The following is a 20,986-nucleotide window of genomic DNA, read 5'->3' as shown; positions in this document are numbered from 1 at the left end:
GGAGATCTGGCCCCAGACCACGGAGACGCCGCTGCGCACGTCCACGCGCCGGGACAGGACCGCGGGGACGTTGACCGCGATCTGTGCCAGGGCGAAGACGAGGTCTTCGGTCAGGTGCGGCCGCGACGTGTGGCCGCCGCGGCCGGTGAGCTGGATGCGGATCGTGTCGGAGGCCGAGGTGATCGGCCCGATGCGGGTGCCGATCTTGCCGACCTCGATGCGCGGATCGCAGTGGAGCGCCATGATGCGCGGCACGCCGGAGAGCACCCCCTGGCCCATGCACGCCAGCGCGCCGCCGGGCATGGTCTCCTCCGCTGGCTGGAAGAGGATGCGCACGGTGCCCTCGAGCGGCATCTCCTGGTCCATCTCGGCGAGGATCAGCGCGACCCCCAGGGCCACCGTGGTGTGGACGTCGTGGCCGCACGCGTGGGTCACGCCGTGGTTGCGCGAGGCGAACGGCAGGCCCGTCTCCTCGATGATCGGCAGCGCATCGATGTCGCCGCGCACCGCGGTGGCGATGGGGCCCGAGCCGATGTCGACCACGACGCCCGTGCCCTCGAGCCGACGCGGCGCAAGCCCAGCAGCCTCGAGGCGCGCCACGATCCTGTCCGTGGTGCGGTACTCGTGGAAGGACAGCTCGGGGTGCGAGTGGAGGTCCCGGCGGAATTGGATCAGCTCGGGCAGGAAGGCCTCGAGACGGTGGCCTACGAGGGGCGTGGGCTTCGTCTCCGTCGTGTAGTTTCGCACCCGCTCACTCTAGCGTCACCGTCCTCAGAGGACGTCCAGGTCCCCGCTCGCCTTCAGCCCGGCCACGGCGTTCTTGACCTTCTGCGCGTGCTCCGTCGTGGTCACCAGGAGGGCATCCGGAGTGTCGACGATGACCACGTCCTCGATGCCGATGAGCGCGATGACCCTCTTCGTGTCCGAGACCACGATGCCGCTCGCGTCCTCAGTGAATACCCGGGCGCCCTCGCCGAGCACGGTCACACGCTCGACCTCCCGGGCGCTGTTGAGGCGACCGATCGCGGCGAAGTCGCCCACGTCGTCCCACCGGAACGCTCCGGGCACGACGGCGACATCGCCGGCGGCGGCCGCGGGCTCCGCGACGGCGTAGTCGATCGCGATCTTCGGGAGGGTCGGCCACACGCGGGCCGTTACCTCCTCCCGGGCTGGCGTGTCCCACGCCGCCGCGATCTCGGTGACGCCCGCGTAGAGCTCCGGCTGGTTCGCCTTGAGGTGCTCCAGCATGAGGGAAACCGGGGCGACGAACATGCCCGCATTCCAGAGGTACTCGCCGGACGCCAGGTATTTCTCGGCAACCTCGAGGCTCGGCTTCTCGACGAATTCGGCAACCGCGCGTGCGCTCGGCGCGCCCTCGACGTCGAGCCCTTCTCCCCCGCGGATGTAGCCGAATCCCGTCGAGGGATGCGTCGGCTCGATGCCGATGGTCACGATCTTGCCGCGCTCTCCTGCCGCGGCAGTGTGGATCGCCTCGAGCACTGCGGCCCGGAATACCGTGTCCGGGCTGATCACGTGATCAGCCGCGAACGAGCCCATGATCGTGGCCGGGTCACGGCGGTAGAGGATGGCGGCAGCGAGGCCGATGGCGGCCCCGGAGTCCTTCGGCTCGCTCTCGAGCACCAGGTCGTCCGAGTCGAGCTCGGGAATCTGATGGCAGACGGCGGCGCGGTGTGCCTGACCGGTAACGACGAGGAGGCGGCCGTTGGCGAGCGGCCTCAGCCTGTCGTAGGTCGCGCGGATGAGCGTGCTCCCCGACCCGGTGAGGTCGTGGAGGAACTTCGGTGCTGCAGCGCGCGAGAGGGGCCACAGCCGGGTGCCGACGCCGCCTGCCGGAATGACTGCGACAAAACGGTCCAACACGTCGTCGTGGTCTGACGCGGTAGCGGCCGGAAATTCAGTGCTCATCGCCCCTACTCTAATGGAGGCTGCCACGCGGAGTGGGAGCCGGCAGACCCTTGTGCGACCCCACCGGTCACACCTGTGATAATCCCCACTCTCCTGCTCTGAGCACACGGGGCAAATTGAATAAGCTGTGAGCGAAGCCTAGATTTAGGCTGGAGCTCGACAGAGTACGCGTCCGCCAGCCGAGACGGGCGCCTTCTGCATCGGTGCCCTCGCCCGAGATGGCGAGCGCCCGCATCGGTGCTCGCAGGGAGGTTTATCAGTGCCGACGAAACCAGCTGGCACCCTGTACCGCGGCCGTGAAGGCATGTGGTCCTGGGTCGGGCACCGGATTACCGGTGTCGTGATCTTCTTCTTCTTGTTGGTGCATGTGCTGGACACCTCATTGGTGCGTGTGTCCCCTGACGCCTACAACGCCGTCATCGGCGAGTACAAGAACCCGGTCATGGGCCTCGGCGAGACCGCGCTCGTCGCCGCAATCCTGTTCCACGCCTTCAACGGCCTGCGCATCATCGCCGTCGACTTCTGGAAGAGCGGTCCCAAGTACCAGCGGCAGATGCTGTGGACGGTCGTCATCGTGTGGGCCGTCGTGTTCGTGGCCTTCGCCATCCGCCAACTCTCGATCGTGTTCGGAGGCTGACCGGCGTGAGCACCACTCCTGATATTCGATTCCCCCGCAGCACATCGGAGACCGGCCGAGTCTCCCCGAAGTACATGCGCCACGGAAGCGGCACCAAGGGCGGCTTCGAGATGGCCGCGTGGCTCTTCATGCGCCTCTCGGGCATCGTGCTTGTCGTGCTCATCTTCGGGCACCTGTTCGTCAACCTCATGCTCGGCAACGGCGTGCACGCGATCGACTTCGGCTTCGTCGCCGGCAAGTGGGCCAACCCGTTCTGGCAGTGGTGGGACTTGGCCATGCTGTGGCTCGCCATGCTGCACGGCGCCAACGGCGTCCGCACGATCATCAACGACTACGCCGACCGGGACACTGTCCGCTTCTGGCTCCTCGTGGTGCTCTACGCCGCCGCCACGGCGATCGTCATCCTCGGCACGCTCGTGATCTTCACGTTCGACCCGTGCCCGGTCATCAACGGTGTCCAGACCGGCGCCGACTTCTGCCCCAAGCCGTAGCAGGCCTTCCAGGCGGCGCCCTCGGAACGCGAGCGACGCCGCAGTCTTGCGCGAGAGAGAGAAGCATCCAGTATGCAGGTCCACAAGTACGACGTGGTGATCGTCGGCGCCGGCGGCGCCGGCATGCGCGCGGCCATTGAATCAGGCCAGCGCGCGCGCACCGCGGTGCTGACCAAGCTCTACCCCACCCGATCCCACACCGGCGCGGCGCAGGGCGGCATGTGTGCCGCCCTCGCCAACGTCGAGGAGGACAACTGGGAGTGGCACACCTTCGACACCGTCAAGGGCGGCGACTATCTCGTCGACCAGGACGCTGCGGAAGTCATGGCGAAGGAGGCGATCGACGCCGTCCTCGACCTCGAGAAGATGGGCCTCCCGTTCAACCGCACCCCTGAGGGCCGCATCGACCAGCGCCGGTTCGGCGGCCACACACGGGACCACGGCAAGGCTCCGGTGCGCCGGGCCTGCTACGCGGCCGACCGCACGGGCCACATGATCCTCCAGACGCTGTACCAGAACTGCGTCAAGCACAACGTCGAGTTCTACAACGAGTACTACGTCCTCGACCTCCTCGTCGTCGAAGAGGACGCGGTGCGCGAGGACGGCACGCCGTACAAGCAGAAGCGTGTCGCCGGCGTCGTGAGCTACGACCTCGCGTCAGGCGAGATCCACGTGTTCCAGGCGAAGGCGATCATCTTCGCGACGGGCGGTGCGGGCAAGGTCTTCAAGACGACGTCCAACGCACACACGCTCACCGGAGACGGCATGGGCATCGCGTTCCGCCGCGGCATCCCGCTCGAGGACATGGAGTTCTTCCAGTTCCACCCGACCGGTCTCGCAGGACTCGGCATCCTCCTCTCGGAGGCAGCCCGCGGCGAGGGCGCGATCCTCCGCAACTCGGAGGGCGAGCGCTTCATGGAGCGCTACGCACCGACGATCAAGGATCTTGCTCCGCGCGATATCGTGGCCCGCTCGATGGCCAACGAGGTCCGCGAGGGACGCGGTGCCGGCCCGAACAAGGACTACGTCCTGCTCGACCTGACGCACCTCGAGCCGGCGCACATCGACGCCAAGCTGCCCGACATCACCGAGTTCGCGCGCACGTACCTGGGTGTTGAGCCCTACACGGAGCCCGTGCCGGTCTATCCGACGGCGCACTACGCCATGGGCGGCGTCCCTACCAACATCAAGGGCGAGGTCCTCCAGGACAACGACACGGTCATCCCCGGCCTGTACGCAGCCGGCGAGGTCGCGTGCGTGTCGGTGCACGGCTCCAACCGCCTCGGCACCAACTCGCTCCTCGACATCAACGTGTTCGGCAAGCGCTCGGGGATCAACGCCGCCGAGTACGCCAAGACGGCCGATTTCGTCGAGCTCCCGGAGAACCCGGCTGCGGAAACGATCGCGATGCTGGACGTCGTCCGCACCGCAACGGGGACTGAGAGGGTGGCCGCGATCCGCGCGGACCTCCAGGAGACCATGGACGCCAACATGCAGGTGTTCCGCACGGCCGACTCGATCGCGACCGCTCTCGGCGACATCGCGAAGCTGCGCGAGCGCTACGAGAACATCAGCATCCAGGACAAGGGCAAGCGATTCAACCTGGATCTCCTCGAGGCAGTGGAACTCGGCTTCCTCCTCGACCTCGCAGAGGCCATGACCGTCGCTGCCCTCCACCGCAAGGAGTCCCGCGGCGGCCACTACCGCGAGGACTTCCCCGACCGCGACGACGCCAACTGGATGAAGCACACGATGCTCTACAAGGACCCGACGGGTGAGACCGAGGGCATCAAGGGCATCCGCTTCGGCACGAAGCCGGTCGCCTTCACCCGCTACGAGCCGATGGAGCGTAAGTACTGATGACCGCCTCAACCGCAGAGCCTGCTTCGAAGGTCGAGCTTCCCGCGAGCGTCGGCGGCGGGGGCGAGATCCCCACGTTCGACGTGACCCTCCGCGTCCGCCGTTACAACCCTGAGGTCTCGGACGAGTCGCACTGGGACGAGTTCAAGCTCACCATGTACGGCACTGACCGGGTGCTGGATGCCCTCCACAAGGTCAAGTGGGAGCTCGACGGCTCGCTCTCGTTCCGTCGCTCGTGCGCCCACGGCGTGTGCGGCTCCGACGCCATGCGCATCAACGGCCGGAACCGACTCGCGTGCAAGACGCTCCTGAAGGACCTCGACACGTCCAAGCCGATCACGGTCGAGCCCATCAAGGGTCTTCCGGTCGAGAAGGACCTGATCGTGGATATGGAGCCGTTCTTCCAGTCCTACCGGGAGATCATGCCGTTCCTGGTGGCGAAGGGCCACACGCCTACGAAGGAGCGCCTCCAGTCCCCCGAGGAGCGCGAGCGTTTCGACGACACCACGAAGTGCATCCTGTGTGCGGCGTGCACGTCGTCGTGCCCGGTCTTCTGGACCGATGGCCAGTACTTCGGCCCTGCCGCGATCGTCAATGCGCACCGCTTCATCTTCGATTCGCGTGACGACGCCGCCGACATGCGCCTCGAGATCCTCAACGACAAGGAAGGCGTGTGGCGCTGCCGCACGATCTTCAACTGCTCGGAGGCCTGCCCCCGAGGCATCCAGGTCACGAAGGCCATCTCTGAGGTCAAGCAGGCGGTCCTCGCGCGCCAGTTCTGAGCCGTCGCCTCTGGCCGACCCAGGAGGCGGGAACGAGGGAGGGGCCCCGCAGCAGCACAGCGGCGCCCCTCCCTCATTTGTGCTCGGGATCTGCCCTCAGCTGCGCCTGCGTCCGCGCAGGCCCCGCAACCAGCTGCCGACGCCGTGCGGCTGCGGCTGATCGGGGGCAAGCGATGCCGGATCGGTGGCAGGTACCGGATCCGGTGGCATGACGCTTGTGGGGACGGCGGGAAGCCCCGGCGAGCGGGCGCCGTCGTCTGTCAGCGGTCCCCCCGAGCCGACGTTGACGGGCTGACGCCGCGGCCGCGCCTGGAGCTCGGCCTCCGCTCGGGAGAGCTGGCGCCCCGGGTGGAACGATGGGCGGGACGAGCCCAGCCTGCCCGGCCGGCGGGCCGCCGCGGCGCCCGCGTCCGCCTCGCGGATCGCGGCCCACGAGCCGGACACCAGATAGACCTGGCTCACGAGGTTGAACCAGATGAGCAGCCCGATGATGATCGCGAAGGACGCCAGCAATGGATTTGCGCCTGCCCGCGCGAGGAGCTGACTGCTGAAGAGCTGCAGGATGGTGGTGCCCACACCGGCAATGATCGTCGCCTCGAGCCACGCGCGCCGCGCGAGCCGGAGGCCGGCGGCGAGACGGAACATGATCACGGCGGTCGCCCAGTTGAGGAGCAGCGGCACGAGGATGCCGATGATCCAGCTGACGGGGGCCACGATCGCCCTGTCGAGATGCAACAGGTCCGCGATGAACCCGACCGCTCCGGTGAACAGGATGCTCACGCCGGACGTGACAACGAGCGCGACGCCGAGGATCAGGAGTGTTCCCGCATCGTGCAGCCGCTGCAGGACCGCGTTGATCTGGAGCGGGGGTTCCGCGAGAACACCCCGGAGGCCGTCGCGAACGCTGCTGATCCACCCCAAAGACGTGAAGATCGTCACGATCGCTCCGATGATGGCCGTGAGGCCGAGACCCGAGGGGTTCAGGAGCGCGTTGGGGTCGGCGACGCCGTCGTGGCCGTTGACCTTGAGCAGTCCCGGAGCCGATTGTGCGACGAGCTGGACCGTCTTGTTGACGAGCTCCGGCTGGCCCGCCAGCACGAGACCGGCGATCGAGAAGCCGGTGGCCAGCAAGCCGAGGATCGAGAAGAACATGTTGAAACCGATTCCGGCGCTCATGAGCGGCCCGTGCCGAAGCCCGTAGAGCTGCATCGTGCGGACCGGGCGGAACGTGCTCACCTTCGCAACGATCCACTGGATCAGCGAGAGCAGTCGCTTGAACGTCCCGCTGCCATCCAGCTTGGCGCGGCCCCATGCCTGACGGGCGTGGAGCGCGTTGAGGCGCAGTTTCTCCAGGTCGGTAGGCGGAGTGGGGGCCGCCTTCGGTTGGTTAGGCCCCGCCGGGCGCGGGCGCCTCTCCCCCGAAGTCGAGCTCTTCCCGTAGTTGCCAGAAGCCGTCGGCGTCGTGCTCATACAGCCCCATGCTAGCCACTGTGAAGGAAGTGCTGTAGTTCTTCAGCGCCGCCTCCGCCTCATCGAGCCGCTCGGCGTCGACGTCATGGGCCACGGTTACGTGTGGGTGGTAGGGGAAAGGGAGTTCGCGCTCGAGAGGTCCGCGCTGCAGCTCCGCATGGAGCCGGACGCACTCCTCGAACCCCTCCGTCACCTCGAGATACACCACCTCGGAAACCGGCCGGAACGAACCCGTGCCGCAGAGTGTCACCCGGAAGGGGGACTGCCGGGCCGCGACCTTGCGCACGTGGCTCACCGCAGCGTCCCAGTCCTCGGCCTCCGTCGTCGTCACGAGCGTGATGTGCGCGGGGATGACGTCGGCCACCGGGTCCCCGAAGGACGCCCGCCATTTGCGGAGCTCGGCAGCGATGTCGTCCGGGAAGCCGAGGATGACGCCGACGAGGGGAGTTTCCCCGTCCGGCGCCTGAGTCTGCCCTTCGAGTCGGCCCGTCATCGCCTCAGACGGATGCAGCAGCCGGCGCCATGGCGGGAAGGAAGCCCACCTTCCGGTATACGTCGTCCAGCGTTTCGGAGGCGATCTCGCGGGCCTTTCCCGCCCCGACCGCGAGCAGGCGATCGAGCTCGGCCGGGTCCTGCAGGAGTTCCTCGGTCCGCGCCTTGATGGGCGCGACCGCGTCGACGACGATCTGCGCGACGTCGGCCTTGAGGTGACCGTACATCTTGCCCTCATAGGAGGCCACGAGTTCGTCGATGCTCTGCCCCGTGATGGTCGAGCCGATAGTGAGCAGGTTGGAGATCCCGGGCTTCGTCTCCCGATCGAACCGGACCACCGTCTCCGTGTCCGTGACGGCCGACTTGATGCGTTTCGCCGTGACCTTCGGGTCATCGAGGATGTTGATGAGGCCGTTGGGCGAGTCCGCCGACTTCGACATCTTGGCAGTCGGGTTCTGCAGGTCGTAGATCTTCGCTGCGACCGGCGGAATGAGCGCCTCTGGGACCACGAACGTCTCGCCAAAACGGGTGTTGAAGCGGTGCGCGAGGGTGCGCGCCAGCTCAAGATGCTGCCGCTGGTCCTCCCCCACCGGAACGCCATAGGGCTTGTAGAGCAGGATGTCGGCCGCCATCAGCATCGGGTACGTGAAGAGGCCGGCGCTCGCGGCGTCGTGACCCTGGCGGGCCGCCTTGTCCTTGAACTGCGTCATGCGCGAGGCCTCGCCGAAGCCCGTAATGCAGTTGAGCACCCAGGCGAGCTGCGCGTGCTCCGGGACGTGGGACTGGACGTAGAGCGTCGACCTGTCAGGGTCGATCCCGGCCGCGATGAACTGGGCCGCCGTCAGTCGCGTGCGCTCCCGCAGTTCCTCGGGTTCCTGCGGAACGGTGATCGCGTGCAGATCCGGGATGAAGTAGAAGCAGTCGTACTCATCCTGCTGCTTCACCATATTGACGAGGGCCCCGAGATAGTTGCCGAGGTGAAGCGAGTCGCCGGAGGGCTGCATGCCCGAGACGAGACGCTGGCGCCCCGGAGGGGTCATGGCTGGCGTGGAGTCAATCGTCATGGTCAGTGGGTCTTCCGGGGTCTAGAGCTTGTAGTCGATGACGAGGGGAGCATGGTCCGAGAAGCGCGTGTCCCACGCGCTCGCGCGGTCGACGACGGCGTTCCGGGCCGAGGCTGCGAGGCCGGGCGTTGCCATGTGGTAGTCGATCCGCCACCCGGCGTCGTTGTCGAAGGCGCGTCCCCGCTGTGACCACCACGTGTACGGGCCGTCGATCTCCCCCGACAGCTGGCGATGCACGTCCTTCCAGCCGATCTCGTCCCCGAAGAAGCGGTCGAAGTACGCGCGCTCCTCGGGCAGGAAGCCCGCTCGCTTCTGGTTCGCCTTCCAGTTGCGGATGTCCAGAGGGGTGTGCCCGACGTTGAGATCGCCGACGACGAGCGCGTAGTCGCTCAGCTCGGCCAGCTCCGGGAGCCGCTTGAGCATGAGGTCGAGGAAGCGGTACTTGTCGACCTGCTTGGGCGTGTCGACCTCACCCGAATGCACGTAGGCGCTCACCACGGTGAGCTGCTTTCCGCCGTCGACCGCGAAATCCGCCTCGACCCAGCGACCCGCCGTCGCGAAGTAGTCGTCGCCGATGCCGACTCGCGTCGCGGTCGGCTGGGCACGTGACGCGACGGCGACACCGGCGCGGCCCTTCGCGTCAGCCTCTGCATGAAGGACATACCACCCCTCCAAGTACGCATTGACGACGTCGTCAGGTGCGCGCACTTCCTGGAGGCAGAGGATGTCGACGTCGCGCGGCTCGAGCCACTCGGGCATTCCCTTGCGCCAGGCCGCGCGCAGGCCGTTGACATTAACCGTCGCAATGCGCAGCGCCCCGTCCTTCGGCGCATATGCAGGTGTGATGGCAGCTTCGAGGGTCACCTTGCCACTCTACCCTTCGTCGACGACGGTCCCCGTGACGGGCTCACCGCCGTCCGGACGCAGCATGTCGCGGGCGTTCGCCGCCGTGATCTGGATGGTCTCGAGAGCGCGGGCCACCTGCTCCGGATCCTTGCCGAGGTTCTCGCGCACCACGCGCTCCTGGACCTGGATGATCTTGAACGAGTGGTCGAGCTTGAGGTCGCGGGCGTCGTCGACCGTGCGTGCCTCGCCGGCGACCTGCTGACCGGCCATCGAGGGCGCGCGGCCGCCGAGGCGGAGCGCAGCCTCCTCGAACTTCGCCTGGGCGCGGCGGCCCGCATTGCGGACGGAAACGAAGACGAAGACGGCGAACACCAGCCACGCGAGCGAGATGACGGCGACGATCCAGCCGATCACCTCGTTCCGGTTCGCGGCGAAGATCACCGCAACGAGGAACGCGAGGACAAGAACCGACAGGCCGAGCGTGCTGATGCGCATGCCCGAGCGCGTGGAGGCAGGGTGTTGGGAGCCGAGAGACTGCATGCCGCCTATTCTCCCAGACCCGTGGGATCGCCTCGATCCGCTGCGCTCAGCGCAGGAAGAGCGCGCGCAGGCGTCGCGTCGTGAACGCGAGGCCCACGAGGATCATGACGACGTAGTAGAGCAAATGGACCAGCGTCAGAACCCCGAACGTGCCCGTGCTGATCTCACGCATGAGTTCGACGCCGTGCCAGAGCGGGAGGGCCTGGACGACCCACTGGACCGGTTCCGGGTAGACCGAGAGAGGATAGAAGGTCGCCGAGAACAGGAACATCGGGAGCATGACGAACGTGATGATGTCCATCTGCTGGAACGTCTTCATGTAGCTCGTGATGGCCATGCCGAAGCTTGCAAAGCCGAAGGCCACCATGACGGAAGTCGGGACGAGCAGAAGCGCCCACGGCGTCGTGATGAGCCCCATCACGGCCATGACGCCGGTGAAGCCGAGCGCATAGAGGAACCCGCGGAAGAGCGCCATGAAGATCTCGCCGACCGCGATGTCGAACGGCCCGAGCGAGGTGTAGAGCATGCTCTGGTAGAGCTTCCCGAAATGCATCTTGAAGAAGATGTTCCAGGTCGAGTCGTAGATCGCCCCGTTCATCGCCGAGACCGCGAGGAGTGCAGGAGCGATGTAGGCCGCATAGCTGATGGGGGCCCCGCTGGGCCCCTCCACCGAACCGACGAGCCGCCCCAGCCCGATCCCCATGGAGAGCAGGTAGAACACCGGCTCGAAGAAGCCCGAAACGAGCACGATCCAGTTCTGGCTCTTGATGACTCGGAACCCGCGCTCGATCACCGCTCGGGCATTCCGCGAATAGAGGGCGCTCAAGGGGCGACGGTCGGCCGCCAGGACGTAGTCGTCGTCGTGCACGATGCTCATGCGTTCATCCGTCTCGCGTAGTTGCGGCGAGCCCAGATCATGCCGCCGACCCCGAGGCCCGCGAGGTAGACGACGTGGACGGCCACGAGCCACAGCGGCTCCGTGAGTCCGATGGTCGCGAGGCGGCCCAACTGGTTGCCGTGCCACAGCGGGGAGATCCACCCGATCCACTGCATCGCCTGAGGCATGGTCTCCAGCGGATAGAAAGTCCCAGAGAACAGGAAGAGCGGCATGACGATGAAGCGCTGGATCATCGAGAACTGGAAGTTCTCCTTGTCGATCCTGGCGGCATAGGCCATGAGCGGTGTGCCGAACGCCATTCCCGCGAGGACGCCCACGGGGATAATGAGCCACGAGCTCGGGCTCATCGCCGCACCGAACCCGAGCATGATGAGGAAGAACACGCTGCACTGCACGAGCAGCCGCACGCCGACCGCCATCATGTGCCCCGCCGCGAGCTGCCCGGGAACGAGCGGAGTCACGTGTGGGCCGTAGTAGACGCGGCGCCATTTGAAGCCGTCCATGACAGGGAACATCATCTCGTTCGCACACGTCATGACGGAGCTTGAGACGAGGAGGGCGGGAGCGGCGAACGCGAGGTAGCCGACGCCGGCGAAGTGTGCCGTGGGGCTCCGATCGACGATTGAAGCGAGGCCGACTCCCATCGAGAACAGGTAGAGGAGCGGGTTGCCGACGCTTGTGACGACGATGGTCACAACGTAGGCCCGCATACTGCGCAGCATGTGCTCCATGAAGTAGAACGAACCCCAGCGACGGGCCTTGGCCGCGGAGACCTCGGGAGCCTGCGCCCGGAGAAGCTGCTCGTCACTCAACGAGCGACCGCCCGGTCAGCCGCAGGAAGACATCCTCGAGCGAGGCGCGCCGTACGAGGGAAGTGATCGGATGGAGACCCCTCCCCCGGATGACCTCGAGCGACTCCTCGCCGTTTTCGCTGTACACGAGGACCCGGTCCGGGAGGACCTCGATCCGATCCCCCGTTCCGCCCAGCCGATCCGCGACGGCGAGGTTCCGGTCAGCCCCGAAACGCACCTCGAGCACCTCGCGGCTCGAATGCTTCCGGATGAGCTCCGCGGGCGAGCCCTCGGCCATGATCTTGCCCTTGTCCACGACGACGAGGCGATCGCACAGCTGCTCCGCCTCGTCCATGTAGTGGGTCGTCAGGACGAGGGTGACGCCCTGCTCCTTGAGCCGGAAGAGACGATCCCACAGGACGTGCCGCGCCTGGGGGTCGAGCCCAGTGGTCGGCTCATCGAGGAGGAGGATCTTCGGGTCGTTGATGAGCGAACGCGCGATGGTGAGGCGGCGCTTCATCCCGCCGGAGAGCGAGTCGACGCGGGCCCTCGCCTTGTCCTCAAGCTGCGCGAATTCGAGCAGCTCGTCCGCGCGCTGACTGAGGTAGCTGCGCGAGAGGCCGAAGTAGCGTCCGTAGATGATGAGGTTGTCCCGGACACGAAGCTCTTCGTCGAGATTGTCCTGCTGCGGAACGACGCCGAGGTGCGCGCGGACCTCGGGGCCCTGCTTCTCGGGGTCCAGGCCCATGATGTCCAGCTGCCCACTCGTGCGCTGGGTCACGCCCCCGATCATGCGCATCGTCGTCGACTTCCCTGCGCCGTTCGGGCCGAGGAGGCCGAACGATTCTCCTGCGGGAACGTCGAAGGTGATCCCGTCGACCGCGTTGACGTCCCCGTAGGTCTTCACGAGATCACGAGCGCTGATGACGGGCGATCCCGCGGCACGAACACCGGCCACCACTGTCCCCCCGACAACGCCTCGTGCTTCATGCGACACTCACCGCACACTACTCGACATGCAAGGTGACCGGAAGGGATTCTGGCCATTTTCTGCAACGCATCTTTCAGAAAGATCGCCGCCTCCCCGTGGCCCGGAGCGACGGGCCCGCAACGCCGGCATGCCCACCCAAAGATGTTGCGCCGTCACCTCCGCAGGGTCCTGACCCTGCGGAGGTGACGGCGCAACGAGAGTTGTGTGCGGATGGGGCCGTCAGGCGGGAGGCTCGGGCCCGGGTGCCGTCGGGCTCCCGGCCCTCGGGCCCGCGCTGTCAGGCGTTGGCCGCCTGACGCTCGGCGGCCTCGACGACGTTCGTCATGAGCAGCGCTACGGTCATGGGGCCCACTCCACCTGGGTTCGGCGAGAGGTAGCCGGCCACGGCTGCAACGCCCGGGTCGACGTCGCCGAACACCTTCGGCTTGCCACCCTCTGAGTCCGCCTCACGGGTCACGCCGACGTCGAGCACCGCGGCTCCCGGCTTGACGTCTTCCGGCTTGACGATGTGCTTCACGCCCGCCGCAGCGACGATGACGTCGGCCCGGCGCAGGTGCTCGGAGAGGTCCTGGGTGCCGGTGTGCGTCAGCGTCACGGTCGCGTTGATCGCGCGCCTCGTCAGCAGGAGCGGAATGGATCGGCCGATCGTCACGCCCCGTCCCACGACGACGACGTGCTTGCCCTTGAGGTCGTAGTCGTTCCGGAGGAGCAGCTCGATCACGCCCCGCGGCGTGCACGGCAGCGGGGTTTCGATCGGGTGGTTGACGTTGAGCACGAGCCGCCCGAGGTTGGTCGGGTGGAGCCCGTCGGCGTCCTTCGCCGGGTCGATCCGCTCGAGGATCGCGTCGGTGTCGAGATGCTTCGGCAGCGGCAGCTGCACGATGTACCCGTGACACGTCGGGTCGGCGTTGAGCTCGTCGATCAGCGCCTCGACCTGCTCCTGGGTGGCATCCGCGGGCAGCGTCTTCTGGATCGAGTTCATCCCGATCGCAAGCGACTGCTTGTGCTTCATGCCCACGTAGAGCTGCGAGGCCGGGTCGGCGCCCACGAGGACGGTCGCGATGCCAGGAGTGATCCCCTTGGCCTTGAGGGCCGCGACCCGCTCGGCGAGTTCAGCCTTGATGGCCGCCGAAGCGGCCTTCCCATCGAGGACGACGGCGCCACTCGAGACTGCGGAGGCCATCGACGCGCTCACCACTCCTCGTGCCCCGGGTACAGCGGGAAGTCCGCCGCGAGCTTGTCCACGCGTGCCCGCAGCGACTCGAGGTCGGCGCCGCCCTTGAGGGCCGCGGCGATGATGTCCGCGACCTCCGTGAACTCGTTGGCCCCGAATCCGCGGGTGGCGAGCGCAGGGGTCCCGATCCGGAGGCCCGAGGTGACCATCGGCGGCCGGGGGTCAAACGGGACGGCGTTGCGGTTGACCGTGATGCCGACGGCATGGAGCAGATCCTCGGCCTGCTGGCCGTCGAGCTGGGAGTTGCGGAGGTCGACGAGCACGAGGTGCACGTCGGTGCCGCCCGTGAGCACGGAGACGCCTGCTTCGGCGACATCCTGCTGGTTCAGGCGCTCAGCGATGATGCGGGCACCCTCGAGCACGCGCTCCTGGCGCTCCTTGAACTCCTCGGAACCGGCGATCTTGAAGGCGACGGCCTTGGCGGCGATGACATGCATGAGCGGGCCGCCCTGCTGCCCGGGGAAGACGTTCGAGTTGAGCTTCTTGCCGAATTCCTGCTTCGCGAGGATCACGCCGGAGCGCGGGCCGGCGAGGGTCTTGTGAACCGTCGAGGTGACGACGTGCGAGTGCGGCACCGGGCTCGGGTGCAGGCCCGCGGCGACGAGGCCCGCGAAGTGCGCCATGTCGGTCCACAGGTAGGCGCCGACCTCGTCGGCAATCGAGCGGAACGCGGCGAAGTCGAGGTGCCGCGGGTAGGCAGACCACCCGGCGATGATGACCTGCGGTCGCTCGGCGAGGGCCTGCTCGCGCAGCTTGTCCATGTCGATCCGGAACGTGTCCTCTTCCACCTGGTACGCGGCGACCTGGTAGAGCTTGCCGGAGAAGTTCAGCTTCATCCCGTGGGTGAGGTGACCGCCGTGGGCCAACGAGAGGCCCAGGATCTTGTCGCCCGGGTTGATGAGCGCCGAGAGCGCCGCGGCGTTGGCCTGGGCGCCCGAGTGCGGTTGGACGTTGGCGAACTCGGCGTCGAAAAGGGCCTTGACGCGGTCGATCGCGAGGTTCTCGGCGACGTCGACGTACTCGCAGCCGCCGTAGTAGCGGCGCCCCGGGTAGCCCTCGGCGTACTTGTTCGTCAACACCGACCCCTGCGCCTCCATGACGGCGCGGGGAGCGAAGTTCTCGGACGCGATCATCTCGAGCGTGCCACGCTGGCGCCCGAGCTCCTGGTCGAGGACGGCGGCGATCTCAGGATCGACGTCGGCGAGGGGAAGGTTGCTGACGGAGGACACGGTGGGATTCGCGGTGGTCACGGGATCTCCTGAATTTGGGCTCGGCGTGCTACAGGTCAGGCTACCGGCCGTTTCGCCCGCGCCGGAACTGCATGGCGAGGCGTGACGGCACGGAGTGCTCGACCCCTGGCCCAGGCGTACGACCCACGGTGTCCCCTGTGCGCCGTCCCCGGAGTTCTGAAGCCCTTCGACGGCGGCGCGTGTCGCTCCCCGGTGGTGATCCACCCAACGCCAGTTGCGACCACGCCAGTCTACCGTGCTGTTCGCCCGGGAACAGAGGGGCTTCGGTTCTGGTTACCTAGGTGATTGACGCGTCAACAGAAGGAGTGGGATGAAAGGGTTGCAGGCCGTAGTGATCGGGGCCGGACAGGCTGGCTTGAGCGCCGCCTACTGGCTGCAGCGCCGGGGGCTCCGGCCGTGGGAGGACTTCGTGCTTCTGGACGCCAACGAGGGGCCCGGGGGTGCGTGGCGCCACCGCTGGCCGTCTCTCACGTTCGACGCCGCGCATGGGCTCCACCCTCTCCCTGGCCTGCCGCTCGAGGCGCCCAACCCGGCCGAGCCGAGCTCCGCCGTCGTGAGCCGCTACTACGGCGAATATGAACGCACCATGGGACTCCCGGTCGAGCGACCCGTGCAGGTCACCTCCGTCACGCGGGCAACGGACGACGACGACGCGCTCCTCGTGCGCGCCGCCGACGGACGGTCGTGGCAGGCGAGGACGGTCATCAGCGCCACCGGCACGTGGGACCGCCCCCACTGGCCGCGCTATCCGGGGCAGGACCTCTTCCGAGGAGGCCAGCTCCACACCCACGACTTCGTTTCGGCGGACGAGTTCCGCGGCCAACGCGTACTGGTCGTCGGCGGAGGGACCTCGGCCCTTCAGTTCCTCCTCCAGCTCAACGCGGCGGGGGCCACGACGTTCTGGTCGACTCGCCGCTCCCCCGAATTCCGTGAGGCGCCCTTCGACTCGGACTGGGGCATCGACGTCGAACGCCGGGTCAACGAACGCACCCGCGCCGGACTGCCGCCGCTCAGCGTCGTGGCCGCGACGGGCCTCCCGCTCACCGAGCAGTATCGTGCGGGCATGGACCGCGGCGTGCTGGTCTCGCGGGGGCCGCTCGCGCGGCTCACGCGCGACGGCGCCGTGCTCGCCGACGGCACGGAACTGGATCTCGACGCGATCCTCTGGGCCACCGGCTTCCGTGCCTCCTTGGGGCACCTCTCGCCCCTCGGGCTCCGCGAGCGCGGAGGCGGCGTGCTCATGGCCGAGGACGGAGTGAGCGTCGTGCGCGAGCCGCGCCTCTTCCTCGTGGGATACGGCGCGTCAGCGTCCACCATCGGTGCGACACGGGCCGGGCGGGCCGCCGCGGTCGCCGCCGTGCGCCGGCTCGAGGCGCTCAGCCGAACCGACAGCGTTGAAGCGGCCCGCAGCGCTTAACCTATACAGCGTGGCACCCAACTCCTTCATCGTGACGCTCTCCTGTCCGGACCGCCCCGGGATCGTGCATGCCGTCTCCGGCGCCCTGCTCGAAGCGGGCTGCAACATCTCCGAATCCCGCCAGTACGAGAGCCGCGACACCGGCACGTTCTTCATGCGGGTCACCGTCGCGACGTCAGCACCGAGGGCGGAGCTGGAGGCATCGCTCGCGCCGGTGGCCGAGGCCTTCGAGATGAAGCTCGGCATCTTCACTGACGGCGAGCGCGTGCGGACCCTCATCATGTGTTCGAAGGACGGCCGGACGCTCAACGACCTCCTGTTCCAGCAGCGCTCCGGGGCGCTGCCCATCGAGGTACCCGTCATCGTCTCCAACCACACCGAGCTCGCGCCCATGGCCGAGTTCTACGGGATTCCGTTCGTGCACCTGCCCGTCACGTCTGGCACCAAGGCCGAAGCCGAGGCCAAGCTGCTCGCCCTCGTCGAGGAACACCGGATCGAGCTCGTCGTGCTTGCCCGCTACATGCAGATCCTCTCCGACGACCTCTGCCGCGCACTCGAAGGCCGGGCGATCAACATCCATCACTCGTTCCTCCCGTCGTTCAAGGGAGCGAAGCCCTACCACCAGGCGCACGCGCGGGGCGTCAAGATCATCGGAGCCACCGCCCACTACGTGACCGCGGACCTCGACGAGGGCCCCATCATCGAACAGGAGGTCATCCGGGTGGACCACTCCAAGACCCCCGAACAGTTCGTGCAGCTCGGCCGGGACGTCGAGGGCAGGACGCTGTGCCGCGCCGTCCAATGGCACGCCGAGCACCGTGTGCTGCTCGATGGGACCCGGACTGTCGTCTTCGATTGACCGTCCGACCGTTAGTCTGAGCCCATGCCTGTCATCGACTTCGGGGGCACGAGCCCTGACATCCATCCGAGCGTGTTCATCGCGCCGACGGCGAGCATCATCGGCGACGCGCATCTGGCCGAGGACTCAAGCGCTTTCTACGGCGTCTCGGTCCGCGCTGACACCGCGGCCATCCGGGTCGGGGCCGGGAGCAATCTCCAGGACAACGTCGTCCTCCACGCGGACGAGGGCTTCCCCTGCTCCCTCGGCTCCGGCGTGTCCGTCGGGCACAATGCGGTCGTCCACGGGTGCACCGTAGAGGACAACGTGCTCGTCGGAATGAGCGCGACCATCATGAACGGTGCCGTCATCGGCGGCGACTCGCTCGTCGCGGCCGGCGCCGTGGTCCTCGAGGGGACGGTGGTCCCGCCGCGCTCGCTCGTTGCCGGCGTTCCGGCGAAGGTGCGACGCGAGCTGACCGACGACGAAGTGGCAGGGGTGCACCGGAATGCGGAGCACTACCGAGAACTCGCGCGGGCGCACCGAGAGGCCAATCGGGCTGGCTGACGCCCGCAGGGCCGAGCGGCTGGCACCATGGGCCCATGGGCTTCTTTCTGCCGGCACCCGACTCCCGCCCTCCACGTCCTCCCCAGCCCCAACTGCCCGAGTGGTTTGTTCCGCCGGCCCTCGAGCTGCCCGCCGTGGTCCCGCTCGAGGCCATCCTCGCGCAGACTGACCGCGTGACCCTCGCGGTCGAGTCGGCGAGGGTCTTCGGGAACGGGGCGACCCTCGAGATCCGCGGCGTGCGTCGCCGCACCGACGAGACCGACCGCGAATGGGACACGCTCGCCCGCGACCGTGTGGGGATCGGGCACCGCGCCTTCGACGATCCGACGAGCCTGCGGTTCGGGATCCTGTTCCCCGACGGCGGCAAAGCTCTCACGGATGCACAGCCGCCCTGGCCGAGCCCGGAATCGCCTGCCCCGCCGGCTGTCCTGCGCCAGGTGGGCGGGAGCGGTTCGGGGGGCGAGCGGGAGCGGACCATCCTGCTCAGCCTCTGGCTCTGGCCCCTCCCGGAGCCGGGCCCGCACCGCCTCGTGGCGGAGTGGCAGGCGGCGGGCATTCCGGAGTCGTGGTGGGAGTTCGACGGCGCGCCGCTCCACGCCGCAGCCCGGCGTGCCCGCCCCTACTGGGCCTGAGTCCCGCCGTCGTCCGACCCCCGATCAGGCGACGCGACCGCGTGCAAGGATGGGACGCATGACGCGCCATATCGAACGTTCGTGGCTCTCGCTCCAGGACAGCACCGACCCCCTGACGCCGACGGGCCGGTCCCTCAACTGGGGAGTGGTCGCAACGGGAGGGATCGCGCGCACCGTGGTCCGCGACCTCGCGCTGCTCCCCGACGCGACCCTGCACGCCGTGAGCTCGCGCTTCGCCGACAGGGCGGAGGAGTTTGCCCGGGAGTTCGGCTTCCGGAGGCACTACGGGGACGACGGCGGGGTCCCCGGCTACGTCGCGCTGGCTCGGGACCCCGACGTCGACGTCGTGTATGTCGCGACCCCGCATGCCCAGCATTACGAGGTGGCGAAGGCAATCATCGAGGCGGGCAAGAACGTTCTCGTCGAGAAGGCCTTCACGATCAACGCGCACGAGGCCCAGGAGCTCGTCGACCTGGCCCGCGCCCGCGGCGTCTTCCTCATGGAGGCCATGTGGTCGCGGTTCCTCCCCTCGATCCAGCGGGCGTTCGAGATCGCCGAGTCGGGCGAACTCGGCGAGGTCCAATGGGTTTCGGCGGACCTCGGCTTCCCGGCGCCGAGGGACCCCACCCATCGGATCTGGGCCGTGGGAGCCGGCGGCGGCGCCCTCCTCGACCTCACGGTGTACCCCCTCCTGTGGCCCGTCGGGACGTTGGGCTTCCCCGACTCGCTCACGGCGCTCGGCGCGCTCAACGCCGACGGGGTCGATGAGCAGAACGTCCTGGCCCTCGGATACAGCGGCGGGCAGCTCGCGACGCTCACGTCGTCGCTGCGCGCGCACGGCCCGCGGATCGCGACCGTGGCGGGATCCGAGGGCGTGCTGACGACCGTCGGAGGCATCAACAATCCGAACGAGCTCACCGTGCAGCGCGGGTGGGACCCCGCGCGGTCGGAGAGGTTCGACGTCGTCGGACGGGGCTACGTCTACGAGTTGCGCGAGGTGACCCGCTGCGTGCAGCAGGGAGTCGTCGAGAGCCCCACGATGACCTGGGCCCACACGCTCAGCACCATGCGCCTCTTCGACGGGGTGCGCCGACAGCTCGGCGTCCGCTACCCCAACGACGAGCGCGCGAACCGCTGATCGCCGCCGCAAATGTGTGCCTCCAAGTCTTCCGCCCGTCAAGACTGTCACATAACATGACCATCACTGCGAGCGTTTCAACCGAGTCCTTCACGCTGGGGAGGAGGGGGCATGCGGTTGGCACCAGAGGCACGGCATCGCGCCCTCTCCCTCGCGCGCCACGCGGCCGTCGCCGCGGGGCTCGGGGTCGGGTGGCTGTTGTTGGGGGGTTCGTCTGCGTCCGCGTCCACGGATCCGGCCCCCGCCCCACCGGTGTCCTCGCAGGTGCTGGCGTCTCCTGTCCTTGATTCCCCGGCTCACGCCGCGGCCGCCGCCATCCAGACCGTCACCTCGGCTCTCCCGCCGGTCACCGAGGTGCAGCAGGCGGCGGCGCCGCTGAAGACGTCCCTTGCGTCGACGATCGGAAGCACGGCGACGACGCTCGGCTCGACCGTCGCAGCCGCACCCGACGTTGTGGCCCCCGTTCTGCAAGGTCCGCTCGAGGCCCTCACTCCGGTCGTCACGAACACCGCCTCCGGCCTCGGCCAGACCGTCACCAAGGTTGGCGGGGCACTCTCTGACACCGCCGCCGCGCCCGTCCCCGTCACGCTTCCGGGCCCCCTCGCACCCTTGCCACCCGATGTGACCGGAGCAGGCTCTGGCGCCGCTGCAGTGGGCGCGCCCGATGGCGGAGCTGCAGTCCCGGAGCAGGCAACGTCGGCCGATGCAGCCCCGCCGGCCGCACCCGCTCCCCAGGCCGCCGTCGTCGGGCTTTCCGCCGGCCTCGGGCAAGCCTGGCTCGCAGCGGCCGCGCCGGACTGGTCGGCGATCTGGTCTGCGGCCGCCGTCGTCCAGAGGGGCCTCGACGCTGGCTCCAAGGCGCCTCTCGGTGCGCCTCCTGAGCAGCAGCCGGACGTACCTCCCGCCGCCCCCTCCGATTCCGGCGCGGGCGGAGTGAGCGGGCCGACGTCGCCCGTTTCGGGGACTGCCACGCTCGTCGCGGGGTTCCTCCTTGCTCCGCTCTTCTTCCTTCTGGGCCGCAGGCGCCCCGGGCGCGGCTTCGTGCCGGCGTCTCCTGCCTTCGATCCCGGCTCCACTCCCGACTGAAGGGGGACCGGTCTGCCCACAGCGCGGCAGACAACG

Annotated in this window: 22 protein-coding genes; 10 read left to right on the top strand and 12 right to left on the bottom strand. The window is 68.2% G+C overall.

Annotated elements, in window-relative coordinates; all coding sequences use genetic code 11:
* Together V7053_RS05820 and V7053_RS05815 are read right to left on the bottom strand one after the other, a co-directional pair.
* A partial coding sequence (locus V7053_RS05820) for an amidohydrolase (protein WP_334171321.1) occupies positions 1-747 on the bottom strand: 747 nt, incomplete at its 3' end.
* Positions 748-771: 24 nt separating this feature from the next.
* Positions 772-1,926 carry a mannose-1-phosphate guanylyltransferase gene (locus V7053_RS05815; RefSeq protein WP_334171320.1) on the bottom strand — a complete coding sequence of 385 codons (1,155 nt, stop codon included), beginning with the start codon at positions 1,924-1,926 and terminating at the stop codon, positions 772-774.
* 259 nt (positions 1,927-2,185) lie between these two features.
* Between V7053_RS05815 and sdhC the strand changes: the two genes are divergently transcribed.
* The 4 genes from sdhC to V7053_RS05795 all read left to right on the top strand — a co-directional run bounded on the left by sdhC (position 2,186) and on the right by V7053_RS05795 (position 5,696).
* A complete protein-coding gene (gene sdhC / locus V7053_RS05810) occupies positions 2,186-2,563 on the top strand; it encodes a succinate dehydrogenase, cytochrome b556 subunit (RefSeq protein WP_138443252.1) in 378 nt (125 codons plus the stop codon).
* Between the two features lie 74 nt (positions 2,564-2,637).
* Positions 2,638-3,054, top strand: coding sequence for a succinate dehydrogenase hydrophobic membrane anchor subunit (locus tag V7053_RS05805; RefSeq protein ID WP_334171325.1), 417 nt, complete (start codon positions 2,638-2,640; stop codon positions 3,052-3,054).
* 72 nt (positions 3,055-3,126) lie between these two features.
* Entirely contained in the window at positions 3,127-4,914 is a 1,788-nt protein-coding gene (gene sdhA, locus V7053_RS05800; protein WP_334171319.1) for a succinate dehydrogenase flavoprotein subunit, read from the top strand.
* A complete protein-coding gene (locus V7053_RS05795; RefSeq protein ID WP_334171318.1) occupies positions 4,914-5,696 on the top strand; it encodes a succinate dehydrogenase iron-sulfur subunit in 783 nt (260 codons plus the stop codon). The genes sdhA and V7053_RS05795 overlap by 1 nt, the downstream gene beginning before the upstream one ends.
* A 96-nt stretch (positions 5,697-5,792) precedes the next feature.
* Here V7053_RS05795 and V7053_RS05790 read toward each other — a convergent pair whose 3' ends face one another.
* The 10 genes from V7053_RS05790 to glyA all read right to left on the bottom strand — a co-directional run bounded on the left by V7053_RS05790 (position 5,793) and on the right by glyA (position 15,272).
* Positions 5,793-7,166 carry a YihY/virulence factor BrkB family protein gene (locus V7053_RS05790; protein WP_334171317.1) on the bottom strand — a complete coding sequence of 458 codons (1,374 nt, stop codon included), beginning with the start codon at positions 7,164-7,166 and terminating at the stop codon, positions 5,793-5,795.
* Entirely contained in the window at positions 7,084-7,659 is a 576-nt protein-coding gene (locus V7053_RS05785; protein ID WP_334171316.1) for a 2'-5' RNA ligase family protein, read from the bottom strand. Before V7053_RS05785 ends, V7053_RS05790 begins: the two co-directional genes overlap by 83 nt.
* Positions 7,660-7,663: 4 nt before the next feature.
* The gene (trpS, locus tag V7053_RS05780) at positions 7,664-8,722 is read right to left on the bottom strand and encodes a tryptophan--tRNA ligase (RefSeq protein WP_334171315.1); all 1,059 of its coding nucleotides are present in this window, start codon (positions 8,720-8,722) and stop codon (positions 7,664-7,666) included.
* Between the two features lie 21 nt (positions 8,723-8,743).
* On the bottom strand, positions 8,744-9,586 hold the full coding sequence (locus tag V7053_RS05775) for an exodeoxyribonuclease III (protein WP_334171314.1): 843 nt from the start codon (positions 9,584-9,586) through the stop codon (positions 8,744-8,746).
* A 9-nt stretch (positions 9,587-9,595) separates the two neighbouring features.
* Complete coding sequence (locus V7053_RS05770) at positions 9,596-10,108, bottom strand: hypothetical protein (RefSeq protein WP_334171313.1); 513 nt, start codon at positions 10,106-10,108, stop codon at positions 9,596-9,598.
* Between the two features lie 46 nt (positions 10,109-10,154).
* Positions 10,155-10,985, bottom strand: coding sequence for an ABC transporter permease (locus V7053_RS05765; RefSeq protein WP_334171312.1), 831 nt, complete (start codon positions 10,983-10,985; stop codon positions 10,155-10,157).
* Complete coding sequence (locus V7053_RS05760; RefSeq protein ID WP_334171311.1) at positions 10,982-11,818, bottom strand: ABC transporter permease; 837 nt, start codon at positions 11,816-11,818, stop codon at positions 10,982-10,984. Before V7053_RS05760 ends, V7053_RS05765 begins: the two co-directional genes overlap by 4 nt.
* Positions 11,811-12,758, bottom strand: a complete 948-nt coding sequence (locus tag V7053_RS05755) for an ABC transporter ATP-binding protein (protein ID WP_334171324.1) — start codon at positions 12,756-12,758, stop codon at positions 11,811-11,813. The genes V7053_RS05760 and V7053_RS05755 overlap by 8 nt, the downstream gene beginning before the upstream one ends.
* 307 nt (positions 12,759-13,065) lie before the next feature.
* On the bottom strand, positions 13,066-13,971 hold the full coding sequence (locus tag V7053_RS05750; protein ID WP_334171323.1) for a bifunctional methylenetetrahydrofolate dehydrogenase/methenyltetrahydrofolate cyclohydrolase: 906 nt from the start codon (positions 13,969-13,971) through the stop codon (positions 13,066-13,068).
* 8 nt (positions 13,972-13,979) lie between these two features.
* On the bottom strand, positions 13,980-15,272 hold the full coding sequence (gene glyA / locus V7053_RS05745) for a serine hydroxymethyltransferase (RefSeq protein ID WP_334171310.1): 1,293 nt from the start codon (positions 15,270-15,272) through the stop codon (positions 13,980-13,982).
* A gap of 310 nt (positions 15,273-15,582) precedes the next feature.
* Between glyA and V7053_RS05740 the strand changes: the two genes are divergently transcribed.
* The 6 genes from V7053_RS05740 to V7053_RS05715 all read left to right on the top strand — a co-directional run bounded on the left by V7053_RS05740 (position 15,583) and on the right by V7053_RS05715 (position 20,950).
* The gene (locus V7053_RS05740) at positions 15,583-16,689 is read left to right on the top strand and encodes an NAD(P)-binding domain-containing protein (protein WP_334171309.1); all 1,107 of its coding nucleotides are present in this window, start codon (positions 15,583-15,585) and stop codon (positions 16,687-16,689) included.
* Positions 16,690-16,699: 10 nt separating this feature from the next.
* A complete protein-coding gene (gene purU / locus V7053_RS05735) occupies positions 16,700-17,548 on the top strand; it encodes a formyltetrahydrofolate deformylase (protein WP_334171308.1) in 849 nt (282 codons plus the stop codon).
* Positions 17,549-17,572: 24 nt separating this feature from the next.
* Positions 17,573-18,094, top strand: a complete 522-nt coding sequence (locus V7053_RS05730; protein ID WP_334171307.1) for a gamma carbonic anhydrase family protein — start codon at positions 17,573-17,575, stop codon at positions 18,092-18,094.
* Positions 18,095-18,129: 35 nt separating this feature from the next.
* On the top strand, positions 18,130-18,726 hold the full coding sequence (locus V7053_RS05725) for a hypothetical protein (RefSeq protein ID WP_334171306.1): 597 nt from the start codon (positions 18,130-18,132) through the stop codon (positions 18,724-18,726).
* 58 nt (positions 18,727-18,784) lie between these two features.
* The gene (locus tag V7053_RS05720; protein ID WP_334171305.1) at positions 18,785-19,864 is read left to right on the top strand and encodes a Gfo/Idh/MocA family protein; all 1,080 of its coding nucleotides are present in this window, start codon (positions 18,785-18,787) and stop codon (positions 19,862-19,864) included.
* A 111-nt stretch (positions 19,865-19,975) separates the two neighbouring features.
* The gene (locus tag V7053_RS05715) at positions 19,976-20,950 is read left to right on the top strand and encodes a hypothetical protein (protein ID WP_334171304.1); all 975 of its coding nucleotides are present in this window, start codon (positions 19,976-19,978) and stop codon (positions 20,948-20,950) included.
* Positions 20,951-20,986: the final 36 nt, after the last annotated feature.

The sequence above is a fragment of the Sinomonas sp. genome (assembly GCF_036848755.1).
Classification (GTDB): domain Bacteria; phylum Actinomycetota; class Actinomycetes; order Actinomycetales; family Micrococcaceae; genus Sinomonas.
The sequence above is the reverse complement of the archived record's forward strand: the minus strand, read 5'-3'. Positions and strand labels throughout refer to the sequence as shown.